Annotated in this window: 30 protein-coding genes, 2 tRNA genes and 1 pseudogene; 15 read left to right on the top strand and 18 right to left on the bottom strand. The window is 68.2% G+C overall.

All coding sequences use genetic code 11. The annotated features are described in order from the left end of the window. Positions 1 to 2: 2 nt before the first annotated feature. The 4 genes from SKC42_RS16820 to SKC42_RS16805 form a co-directional block, all read right to left on the bottom strand. Positions 3 to 1,121, bottom strand: coding sequence for an Rv2629 family ribosome hibernation factor (locus SKC42_RS16820; protein ID WP_330965413.1), 1,119 nt, complete (start codon positions 1,119 to 1,121; stop codon positions 3 to 5). 63 nt (positions 1,122 to 1,184) lie between these two features. Beyond that, positions 1,185 to 1,376, bottom strand: coding sequence for a hypothetical protein (locus SKC42_RS16815; RefSeq protein WP_330965412.1), 192 nt, complete (start codon positions 1,374 to 1,376; stop codon positions 1,185 to 1,187). Positions 1,377 to 1,405: 29 nt separating this feature from the next. Beyond that, positions 1,406 to 2,641: a lipase LipE gene (lipE, locus tag SKC42_RS16810; RefSeq protein ID WP_330965527.1), complete on the bottom strand. Its 1,236-nt coding sequence runs from the start codon at positions 2,639 to 2,641 to the stop codon at positions 1,406 to 1,408. A gap of 28 nt (positions 2,642 to 2,669) precedes the next feature. After that, on the bottom strand, positions 2,670 to 3,494 hold the full coding sequence (locus SKC42_RS16805) for a crotonase/enoyl-CoA hydratase family protein (protein ID WP_330965411.1): 825 nt from the start codon (positions 3,492 to 3,494) through the stop codon (positions 2,670 to 2,672). A gap of 23 nt (positions 3,495 to 3,517) precedes the next feature. Between SKC42_RS16805 and SKC42_RS16800 the strand changes: the two genes are divergently transcribed. Continuing rightward, entirely contained in the window at positions 3,518 to 4,102 is a 585-nt protein-coding gene (locus SKC42_RS16800; protein WP_330965410.1) for a TIGR03086 family metal-binding protein, read from the top strand. Positions 4,103 to 4,185: 83 nt separating this feature from the next. Here SKC42_RS16800 and SKC42_RS16795 read toward each other — a convergent pair whose 3' ends face one another. Together SKC42_RS16795 and SKC42_RS16790 are read right to left on the bottom strand one after the other, a co-directional pair. Continuing rightward, entirely contained in the window at positions 4,186 to 4,647 is a 462-nt protein-coding gene (locus SKC42_RS16795; RefSeq protein WP_330965409.1) for a DUF4334 domain-containing protein, read from the bottom strand. Next, positions 4,644 to 5,714, bottom strand: coding sequence for a pyridoxal phosphate-dependent aminotransferase (locus SKC42_RS16790; RefSeq protein ID WP_330965408.1), 1,071 nt, complete (start codon positions 5,712 to 5,714; stop codon positions 4,644 to 4,646). Before SKC42_RS16790 ends, SKC42_RS16795 begins: the two co-directional genes overlap by 4 nt. Before the next feature lie 86 nt (positions 5,715 to 5,800). Between SKC42_RS16790 and SKC42_RS16785 the strand changes: the two genes are divergently transcribed. From SKC42_RS16785 to SKC42_RS16775, 3 genes are all read left to right on the top strand, one after another. Continuing rightward, positions 5,801 to 5,889 (top strand) — tRNA-Ser (locus tag SKC42_RS16785). 34 nt (positions 5,890 to 5,923) lie between these two features. Beyond that, a tRNA-Arg gene (locus tag SKC42_RS16780) sits at positions 5,924 to 5,996 on the top strand. Positions 5,997 to 6,285: 289 nt separating this feature from the next. Then, complete coding sequence (locus SKC42_RS16775; RefSeq protein ID WP_330965407.1) at positions 6,286 to 6,720, top strand: nitroreductase family deazaflavin-dependent oxidoreductase; 435 nt, start codon at positions 6,286 to 6,288, stop codon at positions 6,718 to 6,720. 33 nt (positions 6,721 to 6,753) lie between these two features. Here SKC42_RS16775 and SKC42_RS16770 read toward each other — a convergent pair whose 3' ends face one another. Next, on the bottom strand, positions 6,754 to 6,915 hold the full coding sequence (locus SKC42_RS16770) for a hypothetical protein (protein WP_330965406.1): 162 nt from the start codon (positions 6,913 to 6,915) through the stop codon (positions 6,754 to 6,756). A gap of 43 nt (positions 6,916 to 6,958) precedes the next feature. Then, positions 6,959 to 7,297: a DUF732 domain-containing protein gene (locus SKC42_RS16765; RefSeq protein WP_330965405.1), complete on the bottom strand. Its 339-nt coding sequence runs from the start codon at positions 7,295 to 7,297 to the stop codon at positions 6,959 to 6,961. Between the two features lie 154 nt (positions 7,298 to 7,451). Between SKC42_RS16765 and SKC42_RS16760 the strand changes: the two genes are divergently transcribed. Then, positions 7,452 to 7,601, top strand: a complete 150-nt coding sequence (locus SKC42_RS16760; RefSeq protein ID WP_330965404.1) for a hypothetical protein — start codon at positions 7,452 to 7,454, stop codon at positions 7,599 to 7,601. A gap of 28 nt (positions 7,602 to 7,629) precedes the next feature. Here the strand turns inward: SKC42_RS16760 and SKC42_RS16755 are convergent, their stop codons facing one another. Genes SKC42_RS16755 through SKC42_RS16735 form a run of 5 tightly spaced genes read right to left on the bottom strand, consistent with a single transcriptional unit; the run spans position 7,630 to position 10,717 of the window. After that, the gene (locus SKC42_RS16755) at positions 7,630 to 8,175 is read right to left on the bottom strand and encodes a GNAT family N-acetyltransferase (RefSeq protein ID WP_330965403.1); all 546 of its coding nucleotides are present in this window, start codon (positions 8,173 to 8,175) and stop codon (positions 7,630 to 7,632) included. After that, on the bottom strand, positions 8,160 to 8,780 hold the full coding sequence (locus SKC42_RS16750) for a hypothetical protein (protein WP_330965402.1): 621 nt from the start codon (positions 8,778 to 8,780) through the stop codon (positions 8,160 to 8,162). Before SKC42_RS16750 ends, SKC42_RS16755 begins: the two co-directional genes overlap by 16 nt. 29 nt (positions 8,781 to 8,809) lie before the next feature. Next, positions 8,810 to 9,292, bottom strand: coding sequence for a hypothetical protein (locus tag SKC42_RS16745; protein WP_330965401.1), 483 nt, complete (start codon positions 9,290 to 9,292; stop codon positions 8,810 to 8,812). 40 nt (positions 9,293 to 9,332) lie between these two features. Beyond that, positions 9,333 to 10,331, bottom strand: coding sequence for a phosphotransferase family protein (locus SKC42_RS16740; protein ID WP_330965526.1), 999 nt, complete (start codon positions 10,329 to 10,331; stop codon positions 9,333 to 9,335). A gap of 38 nt (positions 10,332 to 10,369) precedes the next feature. Beyond that, positions 10,370 to 10,717 (bottom strand): nuclear transport factor 2 family protein, encoded by a 348-nt coding sequence (locus SKC42_RS16735; protein WP_330965400.1) that lies wholly within the window; start codon positions 10,715 to 10,717, stop codon positions 10,370 to 10,372. 128 nt (positions 10,718 to 10,845) lie between these two features. On the opposite strand from SKC42_RS16735, the gene SKC42_RS16730 reads away from it, so the two are divergent. After that, positions 10,846 to 11,790, top strand: coding sequence for a class I SAM-dependent methyltransferase (locus SKC42_RS16730; RefSeq protein WP_330965399.1), 945 nt, complete (start codon positions 10,846 to 10,848; stop codon positions 11,788 to 11,790). Here SKC42_RS16730 and SKC42_RS16725 read toward each other — a convergent pair. After that, the gene (locus tag SKC42_RS16725) at positions 11,787 to 12,263 is read right to left on the bottom strand and encodes a hypothetical protein (RefSeq protein WP_330965398.1); all 477 of its coding nucleotides are present in this window, start codon (positions 12,261 to 12,263) and stop codon (positions 11,787 to 11,789) included. The genes SKC42_RS16730 and SKC42_RS16725 overlap by 4 nt on opposite strands. Positions 12,264 to 12,295: 32 nt before the next feature. Between SKC42_RS16725 and SKC42_RS16720 the strand changes: the two genes are divergently transcribed. Continuing rightward, positions 12,296 to 12,646, top strand: coding sequence for a MarR family winged helix-turn-helix transcriptional regulator (locus tag SKC42_RS16720; protein WP_330965525.1), 351 nt, complete (start codon positions 12,296 to 12,298; stop codon positions 12,644 to 12,646). 15 nt (positions 12,647 to 12,661) lie between these two features. Here the strand turns inward: SKC42_RS16720 and SKC42_RS16715 are convergent, their stop codons facing one another. Further along, positions 12,662 to 13,489 (bottom strand): hypothetical protein, encoded by an 828-nt coding sequence (locus SKC42_RS16715; RefSeq protein WP_330965397.1) that lies wholly within the window; start codon positions 13,487 to 13,489, stop codon positions 12,662 to 12,664. A gap of 232 nt (positions 13,490 to 13,721) precedes the next feature. Between SKC42_RS16715 and SKC42_RS16710 the strand changes: the two genes are divergently transcribed. The 3 genes from SKC42_RS16710 (at position 13,722) to SKC42_RS16700 (ending at position 16,507) form a co-directional block, all read left to right on the top strand. Continuing rightward, positions 13,722 to 13,964 (top strand): hypothetical protein, encoded by a 243-nt coding sequence (locus SKC42_RS16710; protein WP_330965396.1) that lies wholly within the window; start codon positions 13,722 to 13,724, stop codon positions 13,962 to 13,964. Between the two features lie 334 nt (positions 13,965 to 14,298). Continuing rightward, on the top strand, positions 14,299 to 15,003 hold the full coding sequence (locus SKC42_RS16705; RefSeq protein WP_330965524.1) for a response regulator transcription factor: 705 nt from the start codon (positions 14,299 to 14,301) through the stop codon (positions 15,001 to 15,003). Next, positions 14,981 to 16,507, top strand: coding sequence for a sensor histidine kinase (locus SKC42_RS16700; protein ID WP_330965395.1), 1,527 nt, complete (start codon positions 14,981 to 14,983; stop codon positions 16,505 to 16,507). The genes SKC42_RS16705 and SKC42_RS16700 overlap by 23 nt, the downstream gene beginning before the upstream one ends. On the opposite strand, the gene SKC42_RS16695 is transcribed toward SKC42_RS16700, so the two are convergent. After that, positions 16,504 to 16,989, bottom strand: a complete 486-nt coding sequence (locus SKC42_RS16695) for a lipoprotein LpqH (RefSeq protein WP_330965394.1) — start codon at positions 16,987 to 16,989, stop codon at positions 16,504 to 16,506. The genes SKC42_RS16700 and SKC42_RS16695 overlap by 4 nt on opposite strands. Before the next feature lie 169 nt (positions 16,990 to 17,158). Here SKC42_RS16695 and SKC42_RS16690 point away from each other — a divergent pair, with 169 nt between their 5' ends. Further along, entirely contained in the window at positions 17,159 to 19,033 is a 1,875-nt protein-coding gene (locus tag SKC42_RS16690; protein ID WP_442932173.1) for an alkyl/aryl-sulfatase, read from the top strand. A gap of 176 nt (positions 19,034 to 19,209) precedes the next feature. Here SKC42_RS16690 and SKC42_RS16685 read toward each other — a convergent pair. Next, positions 19,210 to 19,464: pseudogene (locus SKC42_RS16685) on the bottom strand (hypothetical protein); the annotation flags it as partial. 14 nt (positions 19,465 to 19,478) lie between these two features. Here SKC42_RS16685 and SKC42_RS16680 point away from each other — a divergent pair. Next, positions 19,479 to 20,087 (top strand): histidine phosphatase family protein, encoded by a 609-nt coding sequence (locus SKC42_RS16680; protein WP_330965393.1) that lies wholly within the window; start codon positions 19,479 to 19,481, stop codon positions 20,085 to 20,087. A 35-nt stretch (positions 20,088 to 20,122) separates the two neighbouring features. Beyond that, on the top strand, positions 20,123 to 21,175 hold the full coding sequence (locus SKC42_RS16675; protein ID WP_330965392.1) for a phosphotransferase family protein: 1,053 nt from the start codon (positions 20,123 to 20,125) through the stop codon (positions 21,173 to 21,175). Positions 21,176 to 21,187: 12 nt separating this feature from the next. Here the strand turns inward: SKC42_RS16675 and SKC42_RS16670 are convergent, their stop codons facing one another. After that, entirely contained in the window at positions 21,188 to 21,556 is a 369-nt protein-coding gene (locus tag SKC42_RS16670) for a LapA family protein (RefSeq protein WP_330965391.1), read from the bottom strand. Between the two features lie 91 nt (positions 21,557 to 21,647). On the opposite strand from SKC42_RS16670, the gene SKC42_RS16665 reads away from it, so the two are divergent. Next, the gene (locus tag SKC42_RS16665; RefSeq protein WP_330965390.1) at positions 21,648 to 22,595 is read left to right on the top strand and encodes an ABC transporter substrate-binding protein; all 948 of its coding nucleotides are present in this window, start codon (positions 21,648 to 21,650) and stop codon (positions 22,593 to 22,595) included. Then, entirely contained in the window at positions 22,595 to 23,704 is a 1,110-nt protein-coding gene (locus SKC42_RS16660) for an ABC transporter ATP-binding protein (RefSeq protein ID WP_330965389.1), read from the top strand. Before SKC42_RS16665 ends, SKC42_RS16660 begins: the two co-directional genes overlap by 1 nt. Positions 23,705 to 23,707: the final 3 nt, after the last annotated feature.

The raw sequence follows: 23,707 nt of genomic DNA, 5'->3' as shown, positions 1-23,707 counted from the left end.
AGTCAGCCCGCCGGCGCGTGCAGCGTCGGCGCGTACCGCAGCACCGCGCCGACGCCGTCGGCCGGCGCGATCCGTTCGTCGGTGCGCACCAGCGACGCCCCCGTCGCCACGGCGAACATCGGCAGCGCCTCGTCGGCCCGCAGCGTCTTGTCGGGCGCGGCGCCCTGTTCGGAGAGCACGTTCTCGTTGGGGGCCACCGTCGTCAGCCCCGCGTCGGCGACGACGGTCGCGTCCCCGAGCTCGCCGATGATCAACGTCTCGACCGCGCCTTGGCGCAGCGCCGAGCACACCGCGTCGAGCCCCTCGGCGGCCAAACCGGACTCCCGTCCGATCTCGGCGGTGAACTTCTGCGCGGCGTCGTCGATGGCCCTCAGCTGGCGCTTGAGGAACTCGGCCTCGATGGCCTGCTCGATCTCGCCGAAGTCGTGGCCGCTGTGGCGTGCACCGACTTCCAGCGGCACGGCCCGATCGTGCAGCCGCTCGGGCAGCGTGGAGAGGAAGTCCGACCGCGACCGCACCTCACCCACCACGAAGACCAGCTCGATGCCTTTGTCGTCGACGAGTTCGCCGACTCGATCCGCCACCGCGCGCAGGTTCTTGCGGGCCGCTTCGTCGCTGCGCAGCTGCGGGTCGCCGTATCCGGCGTTCTCCGCCCCGGCGGCGTGGTGCACGGGAAACCCGCCGCCGTCGACGGTTTCCGAGTGCAGCGCGCCATTGACGTGGGCGGTGAGGTCGGCACCGCTGTGGTCGACGACCACCAGCACGTAGTCCGGATGATCGAAGCTCTGCTCGAGAATCGGCACCAGGTAAGGCAATTCGGACACCCGGACGACTCCGGTGGCCGCGGCCCGGGCCAGGTGCTCGTTGATCAGCACGCCGTCGGCGCCGGCGATCACCGCGCGCCCGCTGCGGCCGACCGGTGGCCGCAGGTTCATGATCGCATCGCCGATGGCCTCGATCACCGCCTGGCCCGCACCCTGCTTTTCCAGTTCGTCCTTCGCGGCCCGCCACTTGAGCTCGAGTTGCGCCTCGGCGTCGTGGGTGTCGTGCGAGTCGTCGAAGTAGATCGACGCGAAGGGCCCGGAGGCGTCCAGCAGCTTGCGAAAGCGTTCAGAATCCATACCTAGGTGGTTGCCCGGCCCACCGGGACACAAACCCGAGCAGCTACTAGTGGCGACCCGCCACTAGTAGCTGCGATCGCCTTCGCTGTTGTCGAAGTAGTGCCATTCGCCGTCCTCCTCGACCTCCATGCGCCAACCGAGTTCGTTGCCCGGCACCGCGTTATCGGCGAAGTAGGCGTGCGCCTTGTCGGCGCTCTCGATGTCTTTCGTCTCGACGACGTCACCCTTGGGATTGAGCACTCGGTAGTTAGCCATGCTCGCAGTGTTCCCACGGCCGGGTGTGGTCAACCGGTCGGAATCTGCGCGGCGATCGTGTCCATCAGGGCGGTGTACCGCTTGATCTCGGGATCGCGGCCCGGCTTGCCGCTGCTGATCACCCCGGCGGCCAGGTGGCGCTCCGGGTCCGCCCAGATCGCGATGTTGGCCAGCCCCAGGTTGCCGAACGCCTCTGCCGCGCCCCGCCCGAACGGGCCCCAGCGTTTGGTGCCCAGCATGTATCCGGTGCCCCAGCGGGCGGGCTGCAACCCCACCGCGAAGTCCGGCCGCAATCGGCGGGCTTCGGCCACGGCCCCGCGCATCGTCTCGGGCCTCAGCACCCGCACGCCGTCGAGTTCCCCGCCGCGGCGCCAGATTTCGGCGAACCGCGACAGTTCGTCAGCCGTGGAGATGGTGTTGGAGGACGGCACGATGGTGGTGAGGAACATCGGGGTGTTGGTGTACGGGATGATCTCGTGCACCGTGCCGCCGATGGCTTTGCGGAAGATCTGGGCGATGGGCGCGGGCAGCGCACGGCCGGTGGCGTGGCTAGGGGCGACGAGCGCGACGTCCTTCTTCTCGACGCCGAAGTTCGTCCAGCGGAAGCCCAGCGGGTCGAGGATCTCGGTGGCCAGGATCTCGCGGATCTCCTTCCCCGTAGCCGCGTACACGATTTCGCGCATCAGCGGCCCCCAGGTCAGCGCGTGGTAGATGTGCACCAGGCCGGGGCGGTAGAGGGGGCGCAACTCGCCGAGCTTCTGCTGGGCGTACTCGTGGTCGTCGGCCCGGGTGACGTCGGGCCGCGGCCCGGTGGGGAAGGGCACCCCCGCGCTGTGCGTCAGCACGTGCCGGATCGTGGTGCGGTGCTTGCCGTGGCTGGTGTAGCTGGGGATGTACTCGCACACGCGGTCGTCGAGCGCGAAGACCCCGCGGTCGACGAGCATGTGCACGACCGTCGCCGTGATGCCCTTGGCCGCCGAGTACACGCAGAAGGGGGTGCCGGTCGTGACGACGGTCTTGTCGGCGTCCGGGGGGTCGGTGGGCGCGTTGCCCCAGCCGTGGCCGATGGCGCGGTTGAGCACGACGCGCCCGTGCTGCCGGATGCACAGCTGGATGGCGGGGTGGAACCCGGCCTGATACCAGTGGCGGGCGGCGCGCCAGATCCGCTCGACCGCGGCGGCGCCGACGCCGGAGTGGTCCTCCTCGCCGATGGTTGTCACGGAGTCCAGGTCGGACGGCACGCGGATCCTGCCGTCGGGGGTCATGTCAGCCACCCCAGCGAGGGTACGTGCCCTAGTCGCCGGTGAACTGCGGCGGGCGCTTGGCGAACGCCGCCGAGATCCCCTCGGTCAGGTCCTTCGACGGCAGGAACGCCGCGTTCCACGCGGCGACGTAGCGCAGGCTCTCCGAAACCGCCGAGATGCGTTGCTGGTCAAGCACATCCTTGATGCCGTGCACGGTCAGCGGCGGGTTGGCGGCGATCTCGGCGGCGGTGGCGTGGGCCGCGGCCAGGGCGGCCTCGGCGTCGTCGTAGACGTCGTTGACCAGGCCGATCTTCTCCGCCCGGCGCGCGTCGATGTCCTTGCCGGTCAGCGCGAGTTCGCGCAGGTGTCCGTCGCTCAGGATGAGCGGCAGGCGGGCGAGGCTGCCGACGTCTGCGACGATGGCGAGCTTGACCTCACGCACCGAGAACTTGGCGTCGGCGCTGGCGTAGCGGATGTCGACCGCCGAGATCAGGTCGACGCCGCCGCCGATGCACCAGCCGTGCACCGACGCGATCGTCGGCGTTCGGCAGTCGGCGATGGCGGTGATCGCGTTCTGCATGCGCTTGATCTCGGCGTGGAAGTCCGCGCGCGGGCGGGCCAGCGCGTCGCCGCCCAGCACTGGGGCGAACGCCCCGCCCATGGCGGGCACGTCGAGCCCGTAGCTGAAGTTCTTCCCCGACCCGGTGATGACGATGGCCCGCACGTCGCGGTCGGCGTCGAGCGCCGCGAACACCTCCGGCATCTCCGACCAGAACGCGGGTCCCATCGCGTTGCCCTTGCCCGGTCCGACCAGCGTCACCTGGGCGACCTGGTCTTTGGTCTCCACTGTGACGGATTCGTATGTATCGCCCATATCGAGACCGTAGCGTGGCGAATATGGCTCCCGATCTGCGACCCGGCCCTCATTCCCCGCCGACGGACGAGCTGCACAGTGCCGAGGACACGTTGGGGATCCTGCAGCGCGTGCTGCACCCGATCGCCGCCGACGATTTGGCCAAGCGGACCCCGTGCACCGAGTTCGACGTGGAGCGGCTCACCGAGCACCTGTTGAAGTCCATCTCCGGGTTGGGCGGCATGGTCGGCGCGCAGATGCCGGAGCGTGACGACAGCGATTCCGTGGAGCGGCAGGTCGTCGCCGCGGCCCGGCCCGCCTTGGACGCCTGGCACCGCCGCGGCCTGGACGGCTCGGTGCCGTTCGGCAAGGGCGAGATGTCGGCCAAGAGCGCGTGCGCCATCCTGTCGATCGAATTCCTGGTGCACGCCTGGGATTACGCGGCGGCCGTGGGCCACCAGCTCGAGGCCCCCGAACCGCTGTCGGACTATGTGCTGGGGCTCGCCCGCCAGGTGATCAGACCGGAGGTCCGCGCCGGCGCCGGCTTCGACGACCCGGTCGACGTGCCCGAGGCCGCGGGCGCCCTCGAGCAGCTGGTCGCCTTCACCGGCCGCAACCCGGCCCGGTAGCTCCTGGGCCCGGTGTGCGGCCAGCCGCACGTTGGGCGCCGAACGCGCGGCCAGCCGCACGCTCGCTCGAGCCGATACACCCGCTACACCCGCTCGAGGTAGAAGTAGTAATACCGGCCGTTATCCCGGACGCCCTTGCCGTTCATGATGCCCATGACGGCGTCGTCGTCGATCTTCTTGAAGTGGTCGTGCACGGGCTGGCCGTCGTAAACCATCGTCGCGGTGACTTCACCGCGGAAGTCTTCCAGCCACAGGCTGGCCTCGCCCTTGCCCATCTCCACGTTCGAGAACTTGTTGCCCTCGGCGTCCAGGCAGACCAGCGGCTGCACGTCGCGGGCGGACTTGAAGGTCTTGCCGAACCAGCCAGCCTTCTCGAGCTGTCCGTTCATCCGGTGGCCGGTGCGGAACTCGCCGCCCTTCCACTCGCCGATCATCTCGTCGATGGTCGTCGGCTGCAGGCTCGACCAGAAGTCGTCGAGCTCGCCGTCGGGGATCTCGCCGTCGCGCTCCTTGAATTCGGTGAACTTCTTGCGGGCCAGGGTCACGGGCCACTCCTTCGGGCGATCCAGTCGTAGGCGAATTGCAGCAGGGCGTCGTTCTCGTGCGGCGCGCCGATGCTGACGCGCACGCCATCGGGGACGAACGGCCGCACCACGACACGCGCCTCCGCGGCGCGCTGCACGAAGTCCATCGTGCGGGCCCCCAGCGGCAACCAAACGAAGTTCGCCTGCGATGGCGGCAGCGCGTAGCCGGCGTCGTGGAGAGCTGCAGCGACGCGGGCGCGCTCGGCGACCAGGGCGTCCGTGCGCGCGAGGAGTTCGTCGGCGGCGTCCAGCGACGCGATGGCCGCCGCCTGCGAGACGCTCGTCACCGCGAACGGCACGTAGACCTTGTCCAAAGCCGCCATGAGGTCGGCGTGCCCGATCGCGTAGCCGACCCGCAGTCCCGCCAGCCCGTAGGCCTTCGAAAAAGTGCGCAGCACAACGACGTTGCTGTGGGTGCGGGCGAGCCCCAGACTGTCGGGCCGCATGCCGTCGCGGATGTACTCGACGTAGGCCTCGTCGATGGCGATCAGGATGTGCGGGGGCACGGCCTCGACAAAGCGGGCCAGCGCCCCGGGATCGACGACGGTGGACGTCGGATTGTTGGGGTTGCAGACGAAGATCAGCCGGGTGCGGTCGGTGATTGCGGCGAACATCGCGTCAAGGTCATAGGTGTGATCGATGAGCGGAACCATGACGGGGGTCGCCCCGGCGGTCTGGACCTGCGGCGGGTAAACCTCGAAGGTGTGCCAGCCCATGATCACCTCGTCACCGACCGAGGCGGTGATCTGGACGAGCTGCTGGCACAGGCTGACCGACCCGCAGCCCACGGCGACGTGCTCGGGCCCGAACTCGGGGCCCAGGTGGCTGGCCAGCGCCGCTTTCACCTCGACGCAGCCGTTGTCGGGGTAGCGGTTGATCTCGTCGGTGGCCTTTTCGATCGCGGCGCGGACGCTGGGCAGCGGACCGAACACGGTCTCGTTGCTGGCCAGCTTGATGGCGCCGGGCACCGTCTTGCCGGGGACATAGACCGGTAGCCCCTGCAGTTCGGGGCGTAGGCGGGCGGTCACTTCGACAGCATAGTCGGCGCTGTGTACGCTGACCCTCCGGCGGTTTCGGGAGACCGGGCAGGGGTCGGGTACCCTCAGAGGCCGATGGAGGCGTGCCAGAGCGGCCGAATGGGGCTCACTGCTAATGAGTTGTCCCCCCCAAAGGGGACCGGAGGTTCAAATCCTCTCGCCTCCGCTGGGTTCCTTTCGGGGAACACAACTGAAGACAGGCGCCCGTAGCTCAACGGATAGAGCATCTGACTACGGATCAGAAGGTTAGGGGTTCGAATCCCTTCGGGCGCGCTTCGATTTTTCGAGGGTGGGCCGTCCCCCGGACGGTGACCCAGTTCTTGATGGCATCACAGTCGCTTCGGGGTTGACCCGGTGATGCGGGGCGCATCGGGGCAAGTGGTGTACGCCGGCGCACAAGCAATCGCACGAGCCCGTGCCCATAGTGGTTTTAGGCCACAACCGCCGACCGCGCTGGCGCCCGGGGAGCACCGCAACGGCGTCCGAAGGACCCCATCTCCGATTAATCGAAGTTGCATTTGCCTCGTGAAAGGTTCTTGCTTTGCAAGAGTTCGATGAAGAGTTGTTCCGCACCGACACGGTCGCGCTCAAGGTGTTCAACGACCAGATCGTCGAAGAATTTCGCGCCAACGACGGAAAAGTCGGAGGCATCTTCGAAGATTATGGAATGTTATTGCTGACGTCGACCGGGGCGAAGTCGGGAAAATTGAGGATGACCCCGCTCGCGTACTTCACGATCGACGGCTCGATGGTTGTGGTGGGCTCGCGCGGGGGAGCGCCGAACCATCCGGATTGGGTGCACAACCTGCGTGCGAATCCGATTGCGCGCGTCGAAGCGGGCGCGGAGTCCTTCGAGGTGACGGTCAACGAGCTGCACGGTGATCGACGGGCGGAAGTTTTCGCCGAGATCGTCGCGATGTCGCCGAACTTCGGCGTGTATCAGTCAAAGACCAGCCGGGTGATTCCGTTGTTCGAATTGCACCGGAGAACCGCGTAGTGAATATGCGACCAGCGGGGTAAGGCGACCCGGCTATTGGTGATGTGGCGGGGCCTCATCGAGCAGCCGCGCTTCGTCCTGCATCTCTCGCATCAAATCTTCATCGGCGAACCGTTCCAGCTCCGCTGGGGTGACCCGGCTGCTCGGGCGGGCGTTCGGAGCGGCGGGTGGCTGACGCGGGGGCTTGGTGCTCACCACGCCATTGTCTCAGCTCGTCCTGAGCCCGCCTACCTAAAACTCAGCTGTTGCTCCACCGGTCCATCGCCGGCTGCATGTCGGGGCAGAAGGTCGCGACGGCGGCGCCCATGATCAGGCCCGCCTGGGCAGGCGTGAATCCGTTGCCGACCACCGATTCGCCGACGTCGTCGAAGGCGGTGCCGCCGCGGGACTGCCGGCAGACCGTGTTCCCCAGGTCGACCATCTTCCCGGCGTTGTCATAGGGGATGTGAGCCTGGTTCAACGTCTCGAGGAACGCGGCCACGGAGACGGGGTCGGGATCGGCGCGTGCGTCCGGCGGCATACCCAGCGCCCCGACCAGCGAAGCCAGGATCGACACACACAGGGCCGCGCGAGTCATGGGAACTCCCGTCTGAAGCGGGGCTGAAGCCCGATTAGGGCGCAGCGTAATCGGGTCCATCGCTGCCGGACGGGGTTTCGCGGATCCTCGTTGTCGCCGATCATTCAGATGGCATTGGTTGTGGCGGGCCGTCGGCGGCGATAATCTCCCGCCCATGACGATCACATTGAGCTCTGGGGGAACATTCGGACGGATCGGTGGCGGCGCTGGCGGCGGCCGCTTCGGCGGCGGTGGCGCCGGGGGACGGATCGGTGGCGGTGGCGCCGGCGGTCGTCTCGGTGGCGGCGCCGGCGGCGGCCGCTAACACCACCCTCAGCGTCACCGCGTCCCCCTCAGGTGAGGGGGCGCGGCGGCACGTCCGGCGTGGCGGAGCCGACCAGGTCGAGCTGCATCCACGCGACATCGTGCCAGCGGTCGAGCTTCCATTCGACCCGCCGGTAGAGGCCTGCGTCGCGGAATCCGAACGACCGGTGGAACCCGTTGCTGGCCTCGTTCGGTTGCGTGATGGCGGCCATGGCCTGCCGGTACCCTCGTTCGGCCAGCCGGGGGAGTAGCCGCGCGTAGAGTTCGCGGCCCCCGCCCGTGCGATGCCGGCCGGCCTGGACATAGAGCCCGGTCTGGGCCGTCCACCGGAAGGCGGGCAGACGGTTGAACGTCTGCCCGTACGCGAAGCCGATGACCTCGTCGTCGCGTTCGAGCGCGAGCCATTCGTGGGTCTCGCGGGCCGCGGTGATGCGCGCGGCCATCTCGTCGACCGTCGGGACTTGCAGCTCCCAGCTGATCGCGGTGCCGAGAACGTAAGGCCGATAGATCGCGAGGCAGGCGGCCGCATCCTGGGGGGAAGCCGGACGCACGCGGCTGCTCAGGCCGGCGTCCACTCGTCCCAGAACCCCGAGAAATCGAGAGCGGTGTGCGGGATTTGCGCGGTGCCGATGATCTCGCGGAAATGGTCCTGCCAGCCCCACCAGAGGCAGATGAGGAAGGGGTACTGGTACCAGCTGAGCTGATATCCGTCGGGAATGTTCTCGCCCTTGTTCTCCGGCGCGAACACCGCGATCGCCAGCAGACCGATCACCACCGACGCGGGCAGCTGGATCTTGCCGCTTCGCCAGAGGTGCGCGCTCTGAGGACGGGGGCCGGGCGGGGTCAGTTCGAACCCATTGGGCAGTTCGTCCTCGTGTCCGTGGAGCCGACGGTGAACGCCGAACAGGACGTCGGCGATGTCGGGGCGCCCGTCGGGCAGATCCGACTTGACCGCGATGGGAAAGCGGCTCTGTTCGAAGTCGACGCCCGGCGCCGCCATCATGCGGAAGATGTCCATCGCCTCACGGATCGTGAGCTTGAACCGGTTCGCCACCCCTGACTGTGGATAGCGTTTCTTGGCGGTGCCGTCGACGGCGTTGCAGGCGTGCGTCAGCGCCGCGTCCCACTGCCGCCGTTCCCAATGATCAAGCGAGCGCCTGACGGAGTCACCGACTTCCACGGAATGGAACGTTATCGGTCGCGGCGCCGTTATGGGCGTGGTTGGAAGGGCCGACGCGGTGGGACGGTCACGGTTTGGGTGACCGTGCTGGTTTCGGTGCTCGGCGACGCGGTCACCGTGCTCGGCTCGGTCGTCGTCGTCGGGGTTTCCGTGCTCGATGGCGGGACCGTCTCGGTGACGGTCTGGGTCGGCGCCCCGCCACCCCCGCCGTGGTGCCTCGGCGCCTCCGTGGTCGTGGTGGTCGTGGTGGTCACCGGGGCGGTCGTGGTGGGGGCGGTGGTTGTCGTCGCGGCGGGGGCGTGTGACGACCCGGACGCGAGCTTGACCGCCGCGAACACCACCGCGGCAAGCACAATTACGCCGATCGCGCCAGCCGCGACGAGCGCCGCCGGACGGCGGTACCACGGCCCCGGTCCTTGCGGTGGCTCGGGCGCGACGTCGTTGTAGCCGCCGTAGCGCGCGGCCTGGGTGGGCTCGGAGTAGTAGTCGGGTTCCTCGGGGTAGGGCGGCACGAAAGCAGATGGTAGTGCGTGATCCGGGCGGCGCCGCGTGTCAGGTCCGCGTCTCGAGGAGATTCAGCGCCCTCTCGAACAGATGAACCGTCGCCGCGTGAAGTTGGTCCCCGACGGCCTTTTCGGCCTTGCCCGCGCACGCGCGGGCAAGCGTTCCCTCGATCACGATGCCGAGCTTGAAGCACGCCAGCACCGTGTACCAGGTGATGCTGGACAGGTCTCGGGTGGTGTTGGCGGCGTACCGCTGGCACAGGTCCTCGGTGCTCGCCAACCCGTCCTGGCCGCCCAGCGCATGGCTGAAGACACTGGAGCCGTCGGGCTGCTTCCAGGTGGCCAACAGCCAACCCAGGTCCAGCAGCGGGTCACCGATGGTGCACATCTCCCAGTCGACGATGGCGACCACCTCGGGCCCGGTGCGGGAGAACATCACGTTGGCAGCGTGGTAGTCACCGTGCATGATGCCCGGCTTCCAGCTGGCCGGACGGCGCTCCTCGAGCCAGGCCGCCACCTGCTCGACTCCCGGGATCTGCGGCCCCGGGTAGTTCTCGTACTCGCGATAGGAGTCGAGCTCCGAAAGCCAGCGCGGCACTTGGCGTTCCAGGAACCCGTCGGGCTTGCCGAAGTCGGCGAGGCCGACGGCGAGATGGTCGACGGCACCCAGCCTCGCCAACGCGTCGGCCATCGACAGGCCCATTTGATATCGAACCTCGGCGTCACCCGCGTGCAGCGGCGGCAGCCCCTCGCCCGCATTGAACCCGTCGACCGGCTCCATCAGGTAGAACACCGCATCGCCCAGCACGCCCGGATCCGCGCACGCCGCGATCAGGTGCGGGTGCGGCACATCCGAATCGGCGAGCGCCGCAAGGACTCTCGTCTCGCGCAGGATGACGCTGTTGCTGCGGGGCCGCAGGTGGCGCGGCCCGCGCCGCAGCACGTACGGGCGTCCCGCCCGGGTGAAGCGCAGCATGACGTTCTGGGTGCCGCCGGTCACGGTCCTGACGTCCTCGAGCGGCCCGTCACCCAGCCCCTGCTCCGACATCCAGCGGGCCACGGCCTCCAGGTCGCCGGCATCCACGTTCAACTCCCACTCTGCAGCGTGTACCGGAACGTCTGGGCGTGGATCATTCCGTCCCGGAACACGAAGGTGTCGACGCCGTCGTCGGCCCGGGTCGACTCCGCGACGGCGGCCCACTCGAGGAACAACACGTCGCCCTCGAAGATCTGCGTCTTGACCTTCCACGCCGCGGCAGGCAGGTCGTCCAGGAGCTGAGCGAATGCTTTGCGGACGCCGTCCTTCCCGCGTGCGACGCCCGCGCGGGTGATCACCACGGAATCGTCGGCGTAGTCGGCGACGATCTCGTCGAGGTCGCCCGCGACCATCGCGTCGACATGGTGGGCGAACACTTCCTGAGGGCTCCGCGTCATCGGCGCTCCTTCGCAACCTGTGGACCGTCTGGGAAAAAGCCTAGGCCACGGGCCAGAAGCACCTCGGGCGGTCGGCGGCTGGAAGAATAGTGTGCATAACTTACTTTCTGTCGGGAGAGGAACAGCCGATGCCGCGCACGGACAACGATTCTTGGGACATCACTCAGAGCGTGGGGGCCACCGCACTGGGCGTCGCCGCGGCACGCGCGGCGGAGACCGAGAGCGACAACCCGCTCATCAACGACCCGTTCGCGCGGGTTTTCGTCGACGCCGCGGGGGAGGGGATGTGGAGCATCTACGCCGATCCCGCGCTGCTGGCCAAGGCGATCGAGCTCGAACCGGACGTGCAGTCGCGCGTCCAGCTGATGATCGACTTCATGGCCACCCGGACGGCCTTCTTCGACGAGTTTTTCCTGGGGGCGGCCGACACCGGGGTGCGGCAGGTGGTCATCCTGGCGTCGGGGTTGGACGCGCGGACCTGGCGGCTGCCCTGGCCCGACGGCACCGTGGTCTACGAACTCGACCAGCCCAAGGTGCTGGACTTCAAGTCGCAGACGCTGCACGACCATGGTGCGCAGCCCGCCGCGCGGCTGGTGAACGTGCCGATCGATCTTCGTCAGGATTGGCCGAAGGCGTTGCAGGAGGCAGGGTTCGACCCGTCTCGGCCGGCTGCCTGGTCGGCCGAGGGGCTGGTGCGCTACCTCCCCGCCCAGGCCCAGGACCTGTTGTTCGAACGCATCGACGCGCTCAGCGCGAAGGGCAGCTGGCTGGCGTCCAACGTGCCCGGTGCGGGCTTCACCGACCCGGACCTGGTCCGGCGTCAGCGCGAGGACGCGCAGCGGATGCGGGCGGCGGCGGCCAGGCTGGTGAACGCCGAGATCAAGGACTTCGACGACCTCTGGTACGCCGAGGAGCGCACGCCCGTCGACGTCTGGCTGCGTCAGCACGGGTGGGAGGTGTCCGCGCAGACGTTCCCCGAGCTGATGGCGCGTTACTCGCGCGAGATTCCGGCGGGTTCCGAGGACGCCATGCCCCCAACGCTTTTCGTGTCCGCACAGCGACGGGCGGGTTAAGCCGGGGTGATCACGATCCGCTGATCGGCGGTGAAATCCCGCCAGGCCGCTTCGACCTCCGACAGCGGAACCGCTCGCACGTCGAGTCGATAGCCGCCGCCGGTGATCTCGTCGGCGATGGCCGGCAGTTCGGCCAAGAGGTCGCGCGCCGGGATCGATCCCTGCCCGCTCCCAACGATCTGCAACCGGAGGGCGCGTAGCGCGGCCGAGGGGCCGGCCATCGAACCGATCTCGACCCAGGTGAGCGGCTTTCCGGGCTCCGAACGGGTGGCCGCGATGCCGGCCATGACCTCGGCCGTGGTTGCACCCCACAGGTAGTCGAGGACGACGTCGACGTCGGCCGCGACCCGAACGACATCGCTCACCCCGGTGCCGAGTGGGACGACCTCGTCCGCCCCGTACTGGGTGAGGCCGGCGAGTCGCTCGGGGTCGCGCCCGCCCCGAAGTCGATACGCCGCCGCAGGGCCACCCACGATGACATGACCGGGCTCGTCGCCGCCTCGCAATCCTGAATAAGGTTGCCTCCGAGCATCATCTGTCGCTGACGCAGCTGCGTGTGCTCGGGATTCTCCGCGACCGCGAACCGACGATGGCCGAACTCGCCACCTACCTGGGCTTGGAGCGCTCGACGGTCAGCGGCCTCGTCGACCGCGCCGTGCAGCGTGGACTGGTGCAAAAGGACACCGATGCCACCGACGGCCGATCGGTGGGCGTCAGCCTCACCACGGAGGCGCGACGACTCACGCCGGAGATCATCGCCCAGATCGGAGAGCTCATGTCCCCCATGCGGCAGCGGCTCAACGCGGGCGAGCAGCAGCGACTTGCCGCCCTGTTGGGCAAAGCCTTGACGGCCTAGTGCGTGCGCCCGGCGTCACCCGGGCGACGCCCGGCTCTCGACGTCGTCCTTGATGGCGGCGATCGCGTCGACGGGGGTGAGGTTCTGCCCCTGGCTGTTTTGTCCGAGCTGGGGCCAGCCAGCGCCCCCAGGTCCCCGTAGCTGGTCCCAGATGTCGCGCACTTTGGCCAACAGTTCGGCCTGTTCTGCGTCGGTGAGCGCCATCAGCCATCCTCCATTCGTCGTGATGCCGCACGCGGCGGCGAATTGTTGTGGCGTCAACCCGTCAGCGGAGTTCATGTCGCAGTCGCCGAAGGGTGGACAGCCCTGTGGCAGCTCGGGGCTGTAGCCGCTGCCGTCGGTGTACTGGTGCGCCACCTGGCCGGGCAGGTGGGGATCCGAGCCGTAGCCCGCACCGATCACTCGCAATCCCGCCGGGCGTGTCCGCCACTTGTTGAAGAAGTCGTATCCGTTGGCATAACCGATGATTCGGGCGGGACTCCCGGCGTAATCGGCCAGGTTCCAGTACAGCGGATTGATCCATCCCGACCCATCACCCGGCGGGTTTCCTCCCGATTCCACATCGAGCATCAGCGCGACGCGCGGGTGCAGGCCGCCCTCACCGTCGATCGTCGAGCGCACGGTGTTGGCATTAGCCAACCAGTTGGGCCGCACGTAGGTGTATACGATCCCGAAGGTGAGACGCCCGCGGTCCAGGGCGCTCCGCATCCAGGCGTAGTTGGCCGCGAAGTTGTGGTCCCGGTAGGTGCCGTCGCACACGCGGATTGACAGCACCCGGTAGGGGTACCTGTCGTCGGCAGGCACTTGGTACTCGGAGACGTCAGCGAACAGCGTGTCAGACACGACAGGCGTGTTCCCCGCTGCTCTGGGTGCGATACATCGCAATTCCCCTTCACCGCAACACCACTCGCCATGCTACCGGCGCCCTCGCGCGAGGGGGGCCGATCGGCGCCTCGCAGCCCGATTCGGCGGCCGTCACGTCCGCGAGTGGTATGCGGGTCGGCGTCAACCATGTTTAGGCGTGAGGGCGATGGGTAACGCTAGGCGCACGAGAAAGAAGTTTCTCGGAACACAAATGGAGGTCACCATGCGTGGTCGCGGAATACTCGGTGCGATTGTCTTGGTGTGGCTGCTCATCGGAGTGTTCGCGGCTTACCAGCGCGATTACTTCAAGGGTGGGTCGACAAGCTGTGTCACAGCGGGAAACATCGCGCTGACCGTGGTCGCCGGCCCCTTGAACTACGCGGGTGTCAATCCGAAAGTCAAGGATTGCCATGTACCACAACCGAGTTCAATGCCCAGTGGCCTAGTTGCCTAAACCCCTCACTCAAAGGAAGTTCACATGATTATCTTGGGCGCAGTCCTGCTCATTCTCGGATTCGTTTTCGGAATCCCATTGCTATGGGAGATCGGTGTCGTTGTACTCGTGATCGGAGCCGTGCTCTGGATTATGGGGTCCGTGGGCCGTCCGGTCGCCGGCCGGCGCTACTGGTATTAGGCGCCGCCAGACAAGTGGAAGATCAGCGTGGCCGCCCCCCGCGGTCACGCTGATCTTCCACAGCCGACACATAGCAATGCCATAGCGGCAGCCCAGTCGGCTGCGGATACTGAATAGTGTGACGCAATCCCGGGCCTCGGTAGAGCGCGTTGTCATGTGCCGCGCGGACGGCAACCCGATCAACGTGCTCGTGGTCGACGACGAAGCCGTGCTCGCCGAGATGGTGTCAATGGCGTTGCGATACGAAGGCTGGAACATCGCGACCGCCGGCGACGGATCCTCGGCGATCGCATCCGCCCGGGCGCAGCGGCCCGACGTTGTCGTCCTCGACATCATGCTGCCCGACATGAGCGGGCTCGACGTGCTGCACAAGCTGCGTGAGGAGAACCCGCAGCTGCCCGTACTTCTGCTGACGGCCAAGGATTCGGTGGAGGATCGCATCGCCGGCCTGACCGCCGGCGGCGACGACTACGTGACCAAACCCTTCAGCATCGAAGAGGTGGTGCTGCGGCTGCGCGCCCTGCTGCGGCGCACCGGGGTGACGACCGTGGACAGCGGCGCCCAACTGGTGGTCGGCGACCTCGTCCTCGACGAGGACAGCCATGAGGTGACCCGCGGTGGCGAACCCATCGCCCTGACCTCGACCGAGTTTGAGCTGCTGCGCTTCATGATGCGCAACTCCAAGCGCGTGCTCAGCAAGGCCCAGATCTTGGACCGCGTGTGGAGTTACGACTTCGGCGGCCGGTCCAACATCGTCGAGCTCTACATCTCCTACCTCCGCAAGAAGATCGACAACGGTCGCGAGCCCATGATCCACACACTGCGCGGCGCGGGTTATGTCCTCAAGCCGGCCCGTTAGCGGCCGGCGGGTCTGGTCGCTCCGGTTACGGCTGCTGGTCGGGCAAGTCGTCGTCCTGGCCGTCGTATGCATCGGCATCACCGCCGCGACCGAACTGGCGCTGCTGCACCACCTGGTCGCGCAACTTGACGGGCAGCTCGCCGGCACCTCCTACCGCTCGGCGCTGATGTATCCCGAACCCAAGCGCCCCGGCTGGCGTCACGAATCGCGCTTCTGGCCCCGGCCGGGCCCGGGTCCGCGGTTCCTCGACGCGCCCGGCCAGCCGGCGGGCATGGTGGCCGCGGTGGTGAATCATGGCCACGCTGTCGATGCCGGCTACCTGACCAGCAGCGGAACCCGGGCAACCCTGACCCCGGCCGCGCAGAACCAGCTCGAGCAGATCGCAGGGAGTCGCCGCCCGGTTACGCTGGACCTCGACGGCCTGGGTCGGTATCGGGTCATCGCTGCCGCGAGCCGAAACGGGGACGATGTCATCGTGACCGGTCTGTCGATGTCGAACGTCGACGCCACGATGATGCGGATGCTCATCATCTTCGGGATCGTGACGGTCATCGCGCTCGCCGCCGCCACCACCGCCGGCGTCGTGATCATCAGGTCCGCGTTAGCGCCGCTGCGCCGTGTCGCGCAGACGGCGAGCAAGGTCGCCGACCTGCCGTTGGACCGCGGAGAGGTCGAGCTGCCGGTGCGGGTGGCCGAGTCCGACGCCAACCCGGCCACCGAGGTGGGCCAGCTGGGGTCGGCGCTGAACCGGATGCTTGACCACATCTCGGCCGCACTGTCGGCGCGGCAGGCCAGCGAGACCCGGGTGCGGCAGTTCGTCGCCGACGCCAGCCACGAACTGCGCACGCCGCTCGCCGCCATCCGCGGCTACACGGAACTCAGCCAGCGCATGGGTGACGACCGCGAGGCGGTCGCGCATGCGATGAGTCGGGTGGCATCCGAGACCGAACGCATGACGAGGCTGGTCGAGGACCTCCTGCTGCTGGCCCGCCTCGACTCCGGGCGGCCGCTGGAACGCGAGCCGGTGGATCTGTCGCGCCTCGCGGTCGACGCGGTCAACGACGCGCACGTCGCGGGCCCGGACCACCAGTGGGAGTTGGACCTGCCGGAAGAGCCGGTGATCGTCCCGGGGGATTCCGCGCGGCTGCATCAGGTCCTGACGAACCTGCTCGCCAACGCCCGCGTCCATACCGGCGCGGGCACGGTCGTGACGACGCGACTGAGCACCGAGCCGTCCCAGAGCGTGCTGCAGGTGATCGACAACGGGCCCGGCATCCCGCCGGCGCTGCAGTCCGAGGTGTTCGAGCGATTCGCCCGCGGGGACTCCTCCCGCTCCCGGAAGGGGGGCAGCACCGGGCTTGGTCTCGCGATCGTGTCCGCAGTGGTCAGGGCCCACCACGGCACCATCGCCGTGGACAGCGCGCCGGGTCGCACCGAATTCACGGTGCGGTTGCCACTCAACGGGTGGCAACCGCCCGCGTCATCTCCTTCGGCTGCCGGCTAGGAGCAGGTCACGTCGATTTCGAAAGGCTTGTTGACCGGCTGCATGGGGTTGGCCATGTCGACGCCCGTTGCGGTGCCGGTGACCTTGTAGGTGTTGCCGTCCTTGGTCGCCGAGGCGTTGCCCTGGCTACCCGGCGCGTACTGCAGGGTCACGCCGTTGACGTTGCCGAGCTGGACCGCCTTCACCTGTGGGGGGTTGGCGTCGGTCAGTACGACACTGATCCCGGTGGTGTTTCCGCCGACCGCCATGGTGACGTTGCCGCCGGCCTTGGTGCAGATCGTGGTGCCCTGAACGTTCTGGTCCTTACCGTCGATGATGACCTTCGCGGCGTTGGAGGCCGGGCCGCCGACCGACACGGAGGCGCCCGGCACCGAAGTCGCGGTTCCACCGCCTCCCGAGTTGGATTTGTTGCTCGAACAGCCAGAAATGCCCGCGGTCAGAATTGCCGCTCCGGCAACCGCAACCGTCAGTCCTCGCTTCACCTGTTCTCCTTTGCCCGAACGTTGCTGTCCGTCGGCTTTGACGGATCGATGGGCAGTATGCGGGTTAACTGAAGGCAGAATCTAGGGTCCGAGGGCCATTAATTTTGCATTCAACCGTCCACTCGCGAGAACGCTTCGTCGGCGCGCCATTAATGGCAATGTGTTGGCGGTGGACCACAAAACTCCCGCCGCGGTCATCGAGTCGGCGCATCGCGATCGCTCACTGCCATTCGACGACGTCACCGATTTCGACAATGCCGATCGTGGATTCATCGCCGCGCTGTCGCCATGCGTTGTCAAGGCCGCCGACGGCCGGGTCGTCTGGGACAACGACGCCTATGCGTTCCTCGGCGGCCCGGCGCCGACGTCGGTGCATCCCAGCCTCTGGCGGCAGTCCACGCTGGCCGCCAAGCAAGGCCTCTACGAGGTGGTGCCCCGCATCTATCAGGTCCGGGGCCTCGACCTGTCGAACGTGACCTTCGTCGAGGGCGACTCCGGGGTCATCGTCATCGATCCGCTGGTGTGCACCGAGACGGCCGCCGCGGCGCTGGCGTTGTATCGCGCGCACCGGGGCGGCGACCGTCCCGTCGTCGCCGTCATCTACACCCACAGCCACGTCGACCACTTCGGCGGCGTCCTCGGTGTCACCTCGCAGCAGGAAGTGGATTCCGGCGCGGTGGCCGTCCTGGCCCCGGAGGGCTTCGTCGAGCACGCCGTCCAGGAGAACGTTTACGCCGGGCCGGCCATGACACGGCGGGCCACCTACATGTACGGCACCCTGCTGCCGCGTGGGCCGCTGGATCAGGTCGGCTGCGGGCTCGGCCAGGCGCCGTCCACCGGCGAGGTGGCCATCATCGTGCCCACCATCGACATTCGGCGGACCGGTGAGAAGCACACCGTCGACGGCGTGGAGATCGAGTTCCAGATGGCGCCGGGCACGGAGGCGCCGGCCGAAATGCACTTCTACTTCCCGCAATTCCGGGCGCTGTGCATGGCCGAGAACGCCACCCACAACCTGCACAACCTACTGACGCTGCGCGGGGCCCTGGTGCGCGATCCGCACGCGTGGGCCGGGTACCTCACCGAGGCGATCGACACCTTCGCCGACCGCACCGACGTGGTGTTCGCATCGCATCACTGGCCGACGTGGGGGCGCGAGAGCATCGTTGAATTCCTGTCCCTGCAACGCGACCTGTACGCCTACCTGCACGACCAGACGTTGCGGCTGCTGAACCAGGGCCACACCGGTGTGGAGATCGCCGAGATGTTCCGGATGCCGCCGGCGCTGGAGCGCGCCTGGCACGCCCGCGGGTACTACGGATCGGTGAGCCACAACGTGAAGGCCGTCTACCAGCGCTACATGGGCTGGTTCGACGGCAATCCCGGCCGGCTGTGGCCGCATCCCCCGGAGGCGCTCGCGCCCCGCTACGTCGACGCGATGGGCGGGATCGACCGGGTCGTCGAGCTGGCCCGGACCGCATTCGATGTCGGCGACTTCCGTTGGGCGGCTACGCTGTTGGACCACGCGATCTTCACCGACGAGCGGCACGAGGGGGCGCGCGCGCTCTATGCCGACACGCTCGAGCAGCTGGCCTACGGCGCCGAGAACGCGACCTGGCGCAACTTCTTCATGAGCGGCGCCACCGAACTGCGGGAGGGAAACTTCGGCACCGCTACCACGGCCACCTCGTTGTCCATGCTGAACCAGCTGACCCCGGAGCAGATCTTCGACAGCCTCGCCATCCGCGTCAACGGCCCGCGGGGCTGGGACCTCGACGTCGCCGTCGACATCTCGTTCGCCGACCTCGCCACCAACTACCGGCTGGCCCTGCGCAACGGCGTGCTCGTCTACCGCAAGGCGCCGGCCACCCCGGCGACGGCGACGGTCACGGTCAAGCTGGACAGCAAGTTTCGGCTCATCACCGTCGCTATGGGTGACTTCGCTTCGCCCGGGCTGGAGATCTCGGGGGACCAGCAGGCCCTGCAGGACTTCCTGGGTGTGCTCGACCAACCCGATCCGAGCTTCAACATCGTCACGCCTTAGTCACTCGCGCCACAAACACTTGGCGCGAGAAGACGCAAAAGCTCGCGTCTTCTCGGCGTGTCGGGCGCCTTTGCGTCTGCTCGCGCGAGGGGCGAGAGCGGATCACGCGACGTCGAGCACCAGGTCCCTTGCGGTCGGCCACGTGCCGCAGCGCCGCCGCCTCGGACAGCGGGAACCGCACGACCACCTGGCTCGGGCATCCGCAGCACCATGCGTTCGCCGCCCCGGTCGATCAGGTACAGGGTGTTTTGGGACCCGCCGGTGAGCCGCTGCAGCAGCGGGCTTTCGCCGCCGCCGGGCGCGTCGTTGGCGTCCAGCCATCGGGCGAGGACGCCCGTGTCCACCTGGATATCGCCGACAGCCGCGCACGCCCCACTCTCTGTGCAGAGAATAGCTTTCTCCACTCGCGGGGCGACGGCGGCCGGCCGCATGAAATGGTGGGCCCATGCAAGTTCTGCTCGTCCGGCACGCCCTGCCGCTGCGCAGCGAACACGGTGAGGGCTCCGACCCCGACCTGTCGGACGAAGGGTTCGCCCAAGTTCGGCGGCTGCCCGAGGCGCTGGCCCGATTCCCCATCTCGCGGGTGGTAAGCAGCCCACAGCGGCGGGCCATCCAGACCGCGGAACCGGTTGCGGCGGCCCGTGCGCTGGCTGTCGAGATCGATGATCGATTCGCCGAGTACGACCGCGACCTTCCGATGTACATCCCCGTCGAGCAGATCCGGCACGAGCGGCCGGAGGAGTGGGCGCGCCTCGCCCAAGGACATCTGCCCAGCGCGGTCGACGAGGACGCGTTCCGCGGGCGCATTCGCGCCGCCCTCGCCGACCTCGTGGCCGCGTCCGACCCCGACGAGACGGTCGCGGTGTTCAGCCACGGCGGGGTGATCAACGTGCTGCTGCACGAGGTCCTGGGTACCGCGCGGCTGCTGTCATTTCCGGTCGACTACGCCTCGGTCACCCGGCTCTTGTTCTCCCGTTCCGGCCAGGCGACCGTGGCGGCCGTCAACACCACCGAGCACGTGTGGGACCTGTTGCCCCGAAACCAGCGGTGGTGACGCTCGGCCGCAACGAGCGGTGGTAGACAAGTCCGGTGAACTCTGCTGACCAACTCGAAGGGCTCGACCTGTCCTCGCTGGACCGATACCTGCGCGCGCTGGGCATCGACCGCGACGGCGAGTTGCGGGCGGAGTTCGTTTCCGGTGGCCGGTCGAACCTGACGTTCCGCGTCTACGACGACGCGACCAGCTGGCTGGTGCGCCGGCCCCCCCTGCACGGGCTGACGCCGTCCGCGCACGACATGTCCCGCGAGTACCGGGTGGTCGCCGCGCTGCGCGACACCCCGGTGCCCGTGGCCCGCGCGATAGCGCTGTGCGAGGACGAGTCGGTGCTGGGCGCGCCCTTCCAAATCGTCGAATTCGTGGCGGGCCAGGTGGTGCGCCGGAGGGCCCAGCTCGAGGCGCTCAGTCGCACCGTCATCGACGGCTGCGTGAACTCGCTCATCCGCGTGCTCGTGGACCTGCACGGGGTCGACCCGAACGCCGTGGGGCTGGCCGACTTCGGCAAGCCGAGCGGCTACCTGGAGCGCCAGGTGCGGCGGTGGGGCTCGCAGTGGGACCTGGTGCGGCTCCCGGAGGACCGGCGCGACGCCGACGTCGAGCGGCTGCATTCCGGCCTGCGCGAGGCGATCCCGCAGCAGAGTCGCACGTCGATCGTGCACGGCGACTACCGGATCGACAACACCATCCTGGATGCCGACGACCCCACCAAGGTGCGCGCCGTCGTGGACTGGGAGCTGTCGACGCTCGGCGACCCGCTCAGCGACGCAGCCCTCATGTGCGTGTACCGGGACCCCGCGCTGGACCTCATCGTCAATGCGCAGGCGGCGTGGACGTCGCCGCTGCTGCCGACCGCGGACGAGCTGGCCGACCGGTATTCGCTGGTCGCGGGGGTGTCCCTGGCGCACTGGGAGTTCTACATGGCGCTGGCCTACTTCAAGCTGGCCATCATCGCCGCCGGCATCGACTTCCGCCGGCGCATGTCGGATCTGGCCCACGGCAAGGGCGACACCTCGGACGAGACGCCCGAGGTGGTCGCGCCGCTGATCTCGCGCGGGCTGGCGGAGCTCGCCAAGCTGCCCGACTGACCGCGGCGCCGCCTAGTGTGACGCCGCCGCGTGGTGCTTCTTGGCCGCGCGGCGCAGCTGCAGGATCCGGGCGGTGCCGACCGCGACGGTGATCAGGCCGCCGACCACGGCCGCGAGCAGGATGGCCACCCCGAGCGGGAGGGTCCAGTGCCACCCCAAGAACGTAAACGCCGTCGTTGCCGTGTTCTGGGCGATGAAGATCAACAACACGATCAGGACCAGGAAGCCGACGATCAGCGACGTCCACAGCGCGCCGGCGCGCGTGAAGCCGATGGCCGGTTCATTGGGTTTCGCGGGCTGCGCGGACTTCGCGCCCGTCGAGGGCGCGTGGGTGGGCTTGGGGGGCGGTGGGCCGGGCGAGGCAGGGGTGTGGCTGCTCATGGGTGTCATCTTCGTCCTACGGCGCCGGGAAAAGAAAGCAAGGCCGCCAGAGGGCCGGCGGCGCGCCGGGTCTGCCGTTAATGTCGGCGGTATGAGGGTGCTGCCGCGCGGGCACACCGCGGCCATGCGCGCGGTGGCCTGGTTGGCGATGCTGTGCGTGGTTGCGGCATGCAGCAATTCCGATCCGCTCGGGGCGCAGACCCGCAGCCCGAAGTCCATCGTGGTTGGGTCCGGCGATTTTCCGGAATCGGAGATCGTCGCCGAGATCTACGCGGAAGCGCTGCAGGCCAACGGGTTTGATGTCGGCCGGCGGATGGGGATCGGCAGTCGCGAAACCTACATCCCCGCGCTGAAGGACCATTCCATCGACCTGGTGCCGGAGTATATCGGGAACCTGCTGCTCTACTTCGCGCCCGACTCGACGGCCACCATGTTGGATGCCGTGCAGCTGGAACTCTGTGACCGACTGCCCGGTGACCTGTCCATCCTGACTCCCGCACCGGCCTCCGACACCGACACCGTGACTGTGACGAGCGCGACGGCCGCCGCCTGGCATCTCACTACCATCGCCGATCTGGCCGCGCACTCGCCGGAGGTGAAATTCGGTGCCTCCTCGTCGTTTCAAACGCGGCCGGAAGGGATGCCCGGCCTGAAACGGAAGTATGCGCTCGACATCAGCCCCGGCAATTTCGTCGCCATCGAGGACGGCGGCGGCGCGGTGACAGTGCGCGCGCTGCTGGAAGGCCGGGTCACGGCCGCCGACATCTACAGCACCTCGCCCGCGATTCCGCAGAACCACCTGGTCGTGCTGGCCGACCCGGACCACAATTTCCTGGCGGGCAACATTGTGCCGCTGGTCAATTCGCAGAAGCGTTCCGATCGGCTCAAGGACGTGCTGGACGCGGTGTCGGCGAAACTGACGTTGCCCGCCGTGGTGACATTGAACTCGCTGGTGGCCGGCAACCACGGCATGGACCCCGCGCAGGCGGCCCGAAACTGGGTGCGCGACAACGGCTTCAACCACCCGATTGGCGAATGATGGCAGACCGGGATGCCGCGATCGTCTTCGACGACGTCAGCAAGGTGTTCCCCGACGGGACCGCCGCCATCGACCGGCTGAACCTGGCAGTCCCCACGGGCAGGCTGACGGTCTTCGTCGGTTCGTCCGGCAGCGGCAAGACCACGGCGCTGCGGATGATCAACCGGATGGTGGAACCGACCTCCGGAACGATCACCGTCGACGGGGCCGACGTGTCGACGGTCAACCCGGTCACGCTGCGACTCGGCATCGGCTACGTCATCCAGAGCGCCGGCCTGATGCCGCACCAGCGCGTGATCGATAACGTCGCAACGGTTCCGGTGCTCAAGGGGAAGTCCCGCCGGGAGGCCCGCAGGGCGGCGTACGAGGTGCTCGAACGCGTCGGGCTCGACGGCAAGCTCGCCACCCGCTACCCCGCGCAACTCTCCGGCGGCGAGCAACAGCGGGTGGGCGTCGCGCGCGCGCTGGCCGCCGACCCACCCATCCTGCTGATGGACGAGGCGTTCTCCGCCGTCGACCCGGTGGTCCGCGACGAGCTGCAGAACGAAATCCTGCGGCTGCAGAGCGAACTGCGTAAAACCATTGTGTTCGTCACACACGACATCGACGAGGCGCTCAAGCTCGCTGATCGCGTGGCGGTGTTCAGGGGTGGGGCACTGCAGCAATACGACGAGCCCGCCGAGTTGCTGACGCGGCCGGCCAACGATTTCGTCGCGCGGTTCATCGGGCTCGGGCGCGGCTATCGCTGGCTGCAGCTCCTTGACGCGACGGGTCTGCCGCTGCACGATCTGCACCGGATCCCGCAAAACCGTCCGCCCGATGCCGGTTTTACTGACGGGTGGGCGCTGGTCGTCGACTCCGCGGGCGCGCCGGTGGGTTGGCTCGACGCCGAGAGGCTGCGGAGCTGCCGCGCGGGCGCGCCGCTGGCGAACCACGTGTCCGCCGTCGGCTCCCTCTTTCGCCCGGGCGGCAACCTCAGCCAGGCACTGGACTCGGCGCTGTCGTCACCGTCGGGGGTGGGCGTCGCGGTTGACGACGGCGGTCGGGTGATCGGCGGCATCCTGCCCGCCGACGTGCTGGCGGCGGCGGACGCCCGCCGGAGGGCCTGACCG

Source organism: Mycobacterium sp. 050134 (assembly GCF_036409085.1).
Classification (GTDB): Bacteria; Actinomycetota; Actinomycetes; order Mycobacteriales; family Mycobacteriaceae; genus Mycobacterium.
Note: the sequence above shows the minus strand (reverse complement) of the source record. Positions and strands in the feature narration are given on the sequence as shown.

Coding starts and splice junctions, on each gene's coding strand:
- SKC42_RS16820 (WP_330965413.1), bottom strand. CDS start 1,121: ATGGATTCTGAACGCTTTCGCAAGCTGCTGGACGCCTCCGGGCCCTTC.
- SKC42_RS16700 (WP_330965395.1), top strand. CDS start 14,981: ATGTCCTCAAGCCGGCCCGTTAGCGGCCGGCGGGTCTGGTCGCTCCGG.
- SKC42_RS16710 (WP_330965396.1), top strand. CDS start 13,722: ATGGAGGTCACCATGCGTGGTCGCGGAATACTCGGTGCGATTGTCTTG.
- SKC42_RS16760 (WP_330965404.1), top strand. CDS start 7,452: ATGACGATCACATTGAGCTCTGGGGGAACATTCGGACGGATCGGTGGC.
- SKC42_RS16705 (WP_330965524.1), top strand. CDS start 14,299: ATGTGCCGCGCGGACGGCAACCCGATCAACGTGCTCGTGGTCGACGAC.
- SKC42_RS16735 (WP_330965400.1), bottom strand. CDS start 10,717: ATGACGCGGAGCCCTCAGGAAGTGTTCGCCCACCATGTCGACGCGATG.
- lipE (WP_330965527.1), bottom strand. CDS start 2,641: ATGACCCCCGACGGCAGGATCCGCGTGCCGTCCGACCTGGACTCCGTG.
- SKC42_RS16730 (WP_330965399.1), top strand. CDS start 10,846: ATGCCGCGCACGGACAACGATTCTTGGGACATCACTCAGAGCGTGGGG.
- SKC42_RS16670 (WP_330965391.1), bottom strand. CDS start 21,556: ATGAGCAGCCACACCCCTGCCTCGCCCGGCCCACCGCCCCCCAAGCCC.
- SKC42_RS16660 (WP_330965389.1), top strand. CDS start 22,595: ATGGCAGACCGGGATGCCGCGATCGTCTTCGACGACGTCAGCAAGGTG.
- SKC42_RS16800 (WP_330965410.1), top strand. CDS start 3,518: ATGGCTCCCGATCTGCGACCCGGCCCTCATTCCCCGCCGACGGACGAG.
- SKC42_RS16815 (WP_330965412.1), bottom strand. CDS start 1,376: ATGGCTAACTACCGAGTGCTCAATCCCAAGGGTGACGTCGTCGAGACG.
- SKC42_RS16665 (WP_330965390.1), top strand. CDS start 21,648: ATGAGGGTGCTGCCGCGCGGGCACACCGCGGCCATGCGCGCGGTGGCC.
- SKC42_RS16765 (WP_330965405.1), bottom strand. CDS start 7,297: ATGACTCGCGCGGCCCTGTGTGTGTCGATCCTGGCTTCGCTGGTCGGG.
- SKC42_RS16680 (WP_330965393.1), top strand. CDS start 19,479: ATGCAAGTTCTGCTCGTCCGGCACGCCCTGCCGCTGCGCAGCGAACAC.
- SKC42_RS16740 (WP_330965526.1), bottom strand. CDS start 10,331: ATGTCGGAGCAGGGGCTGGGTGACGGGCCGCTCGAGGACGTCAGGACC.
- SKC42_RS16805 (WP_330965411.1), bottom strand. CDS start 3,494: ATGGGCGATACATACGAATCCGTCACAGTGGAGACCAAAGACCAGGTC.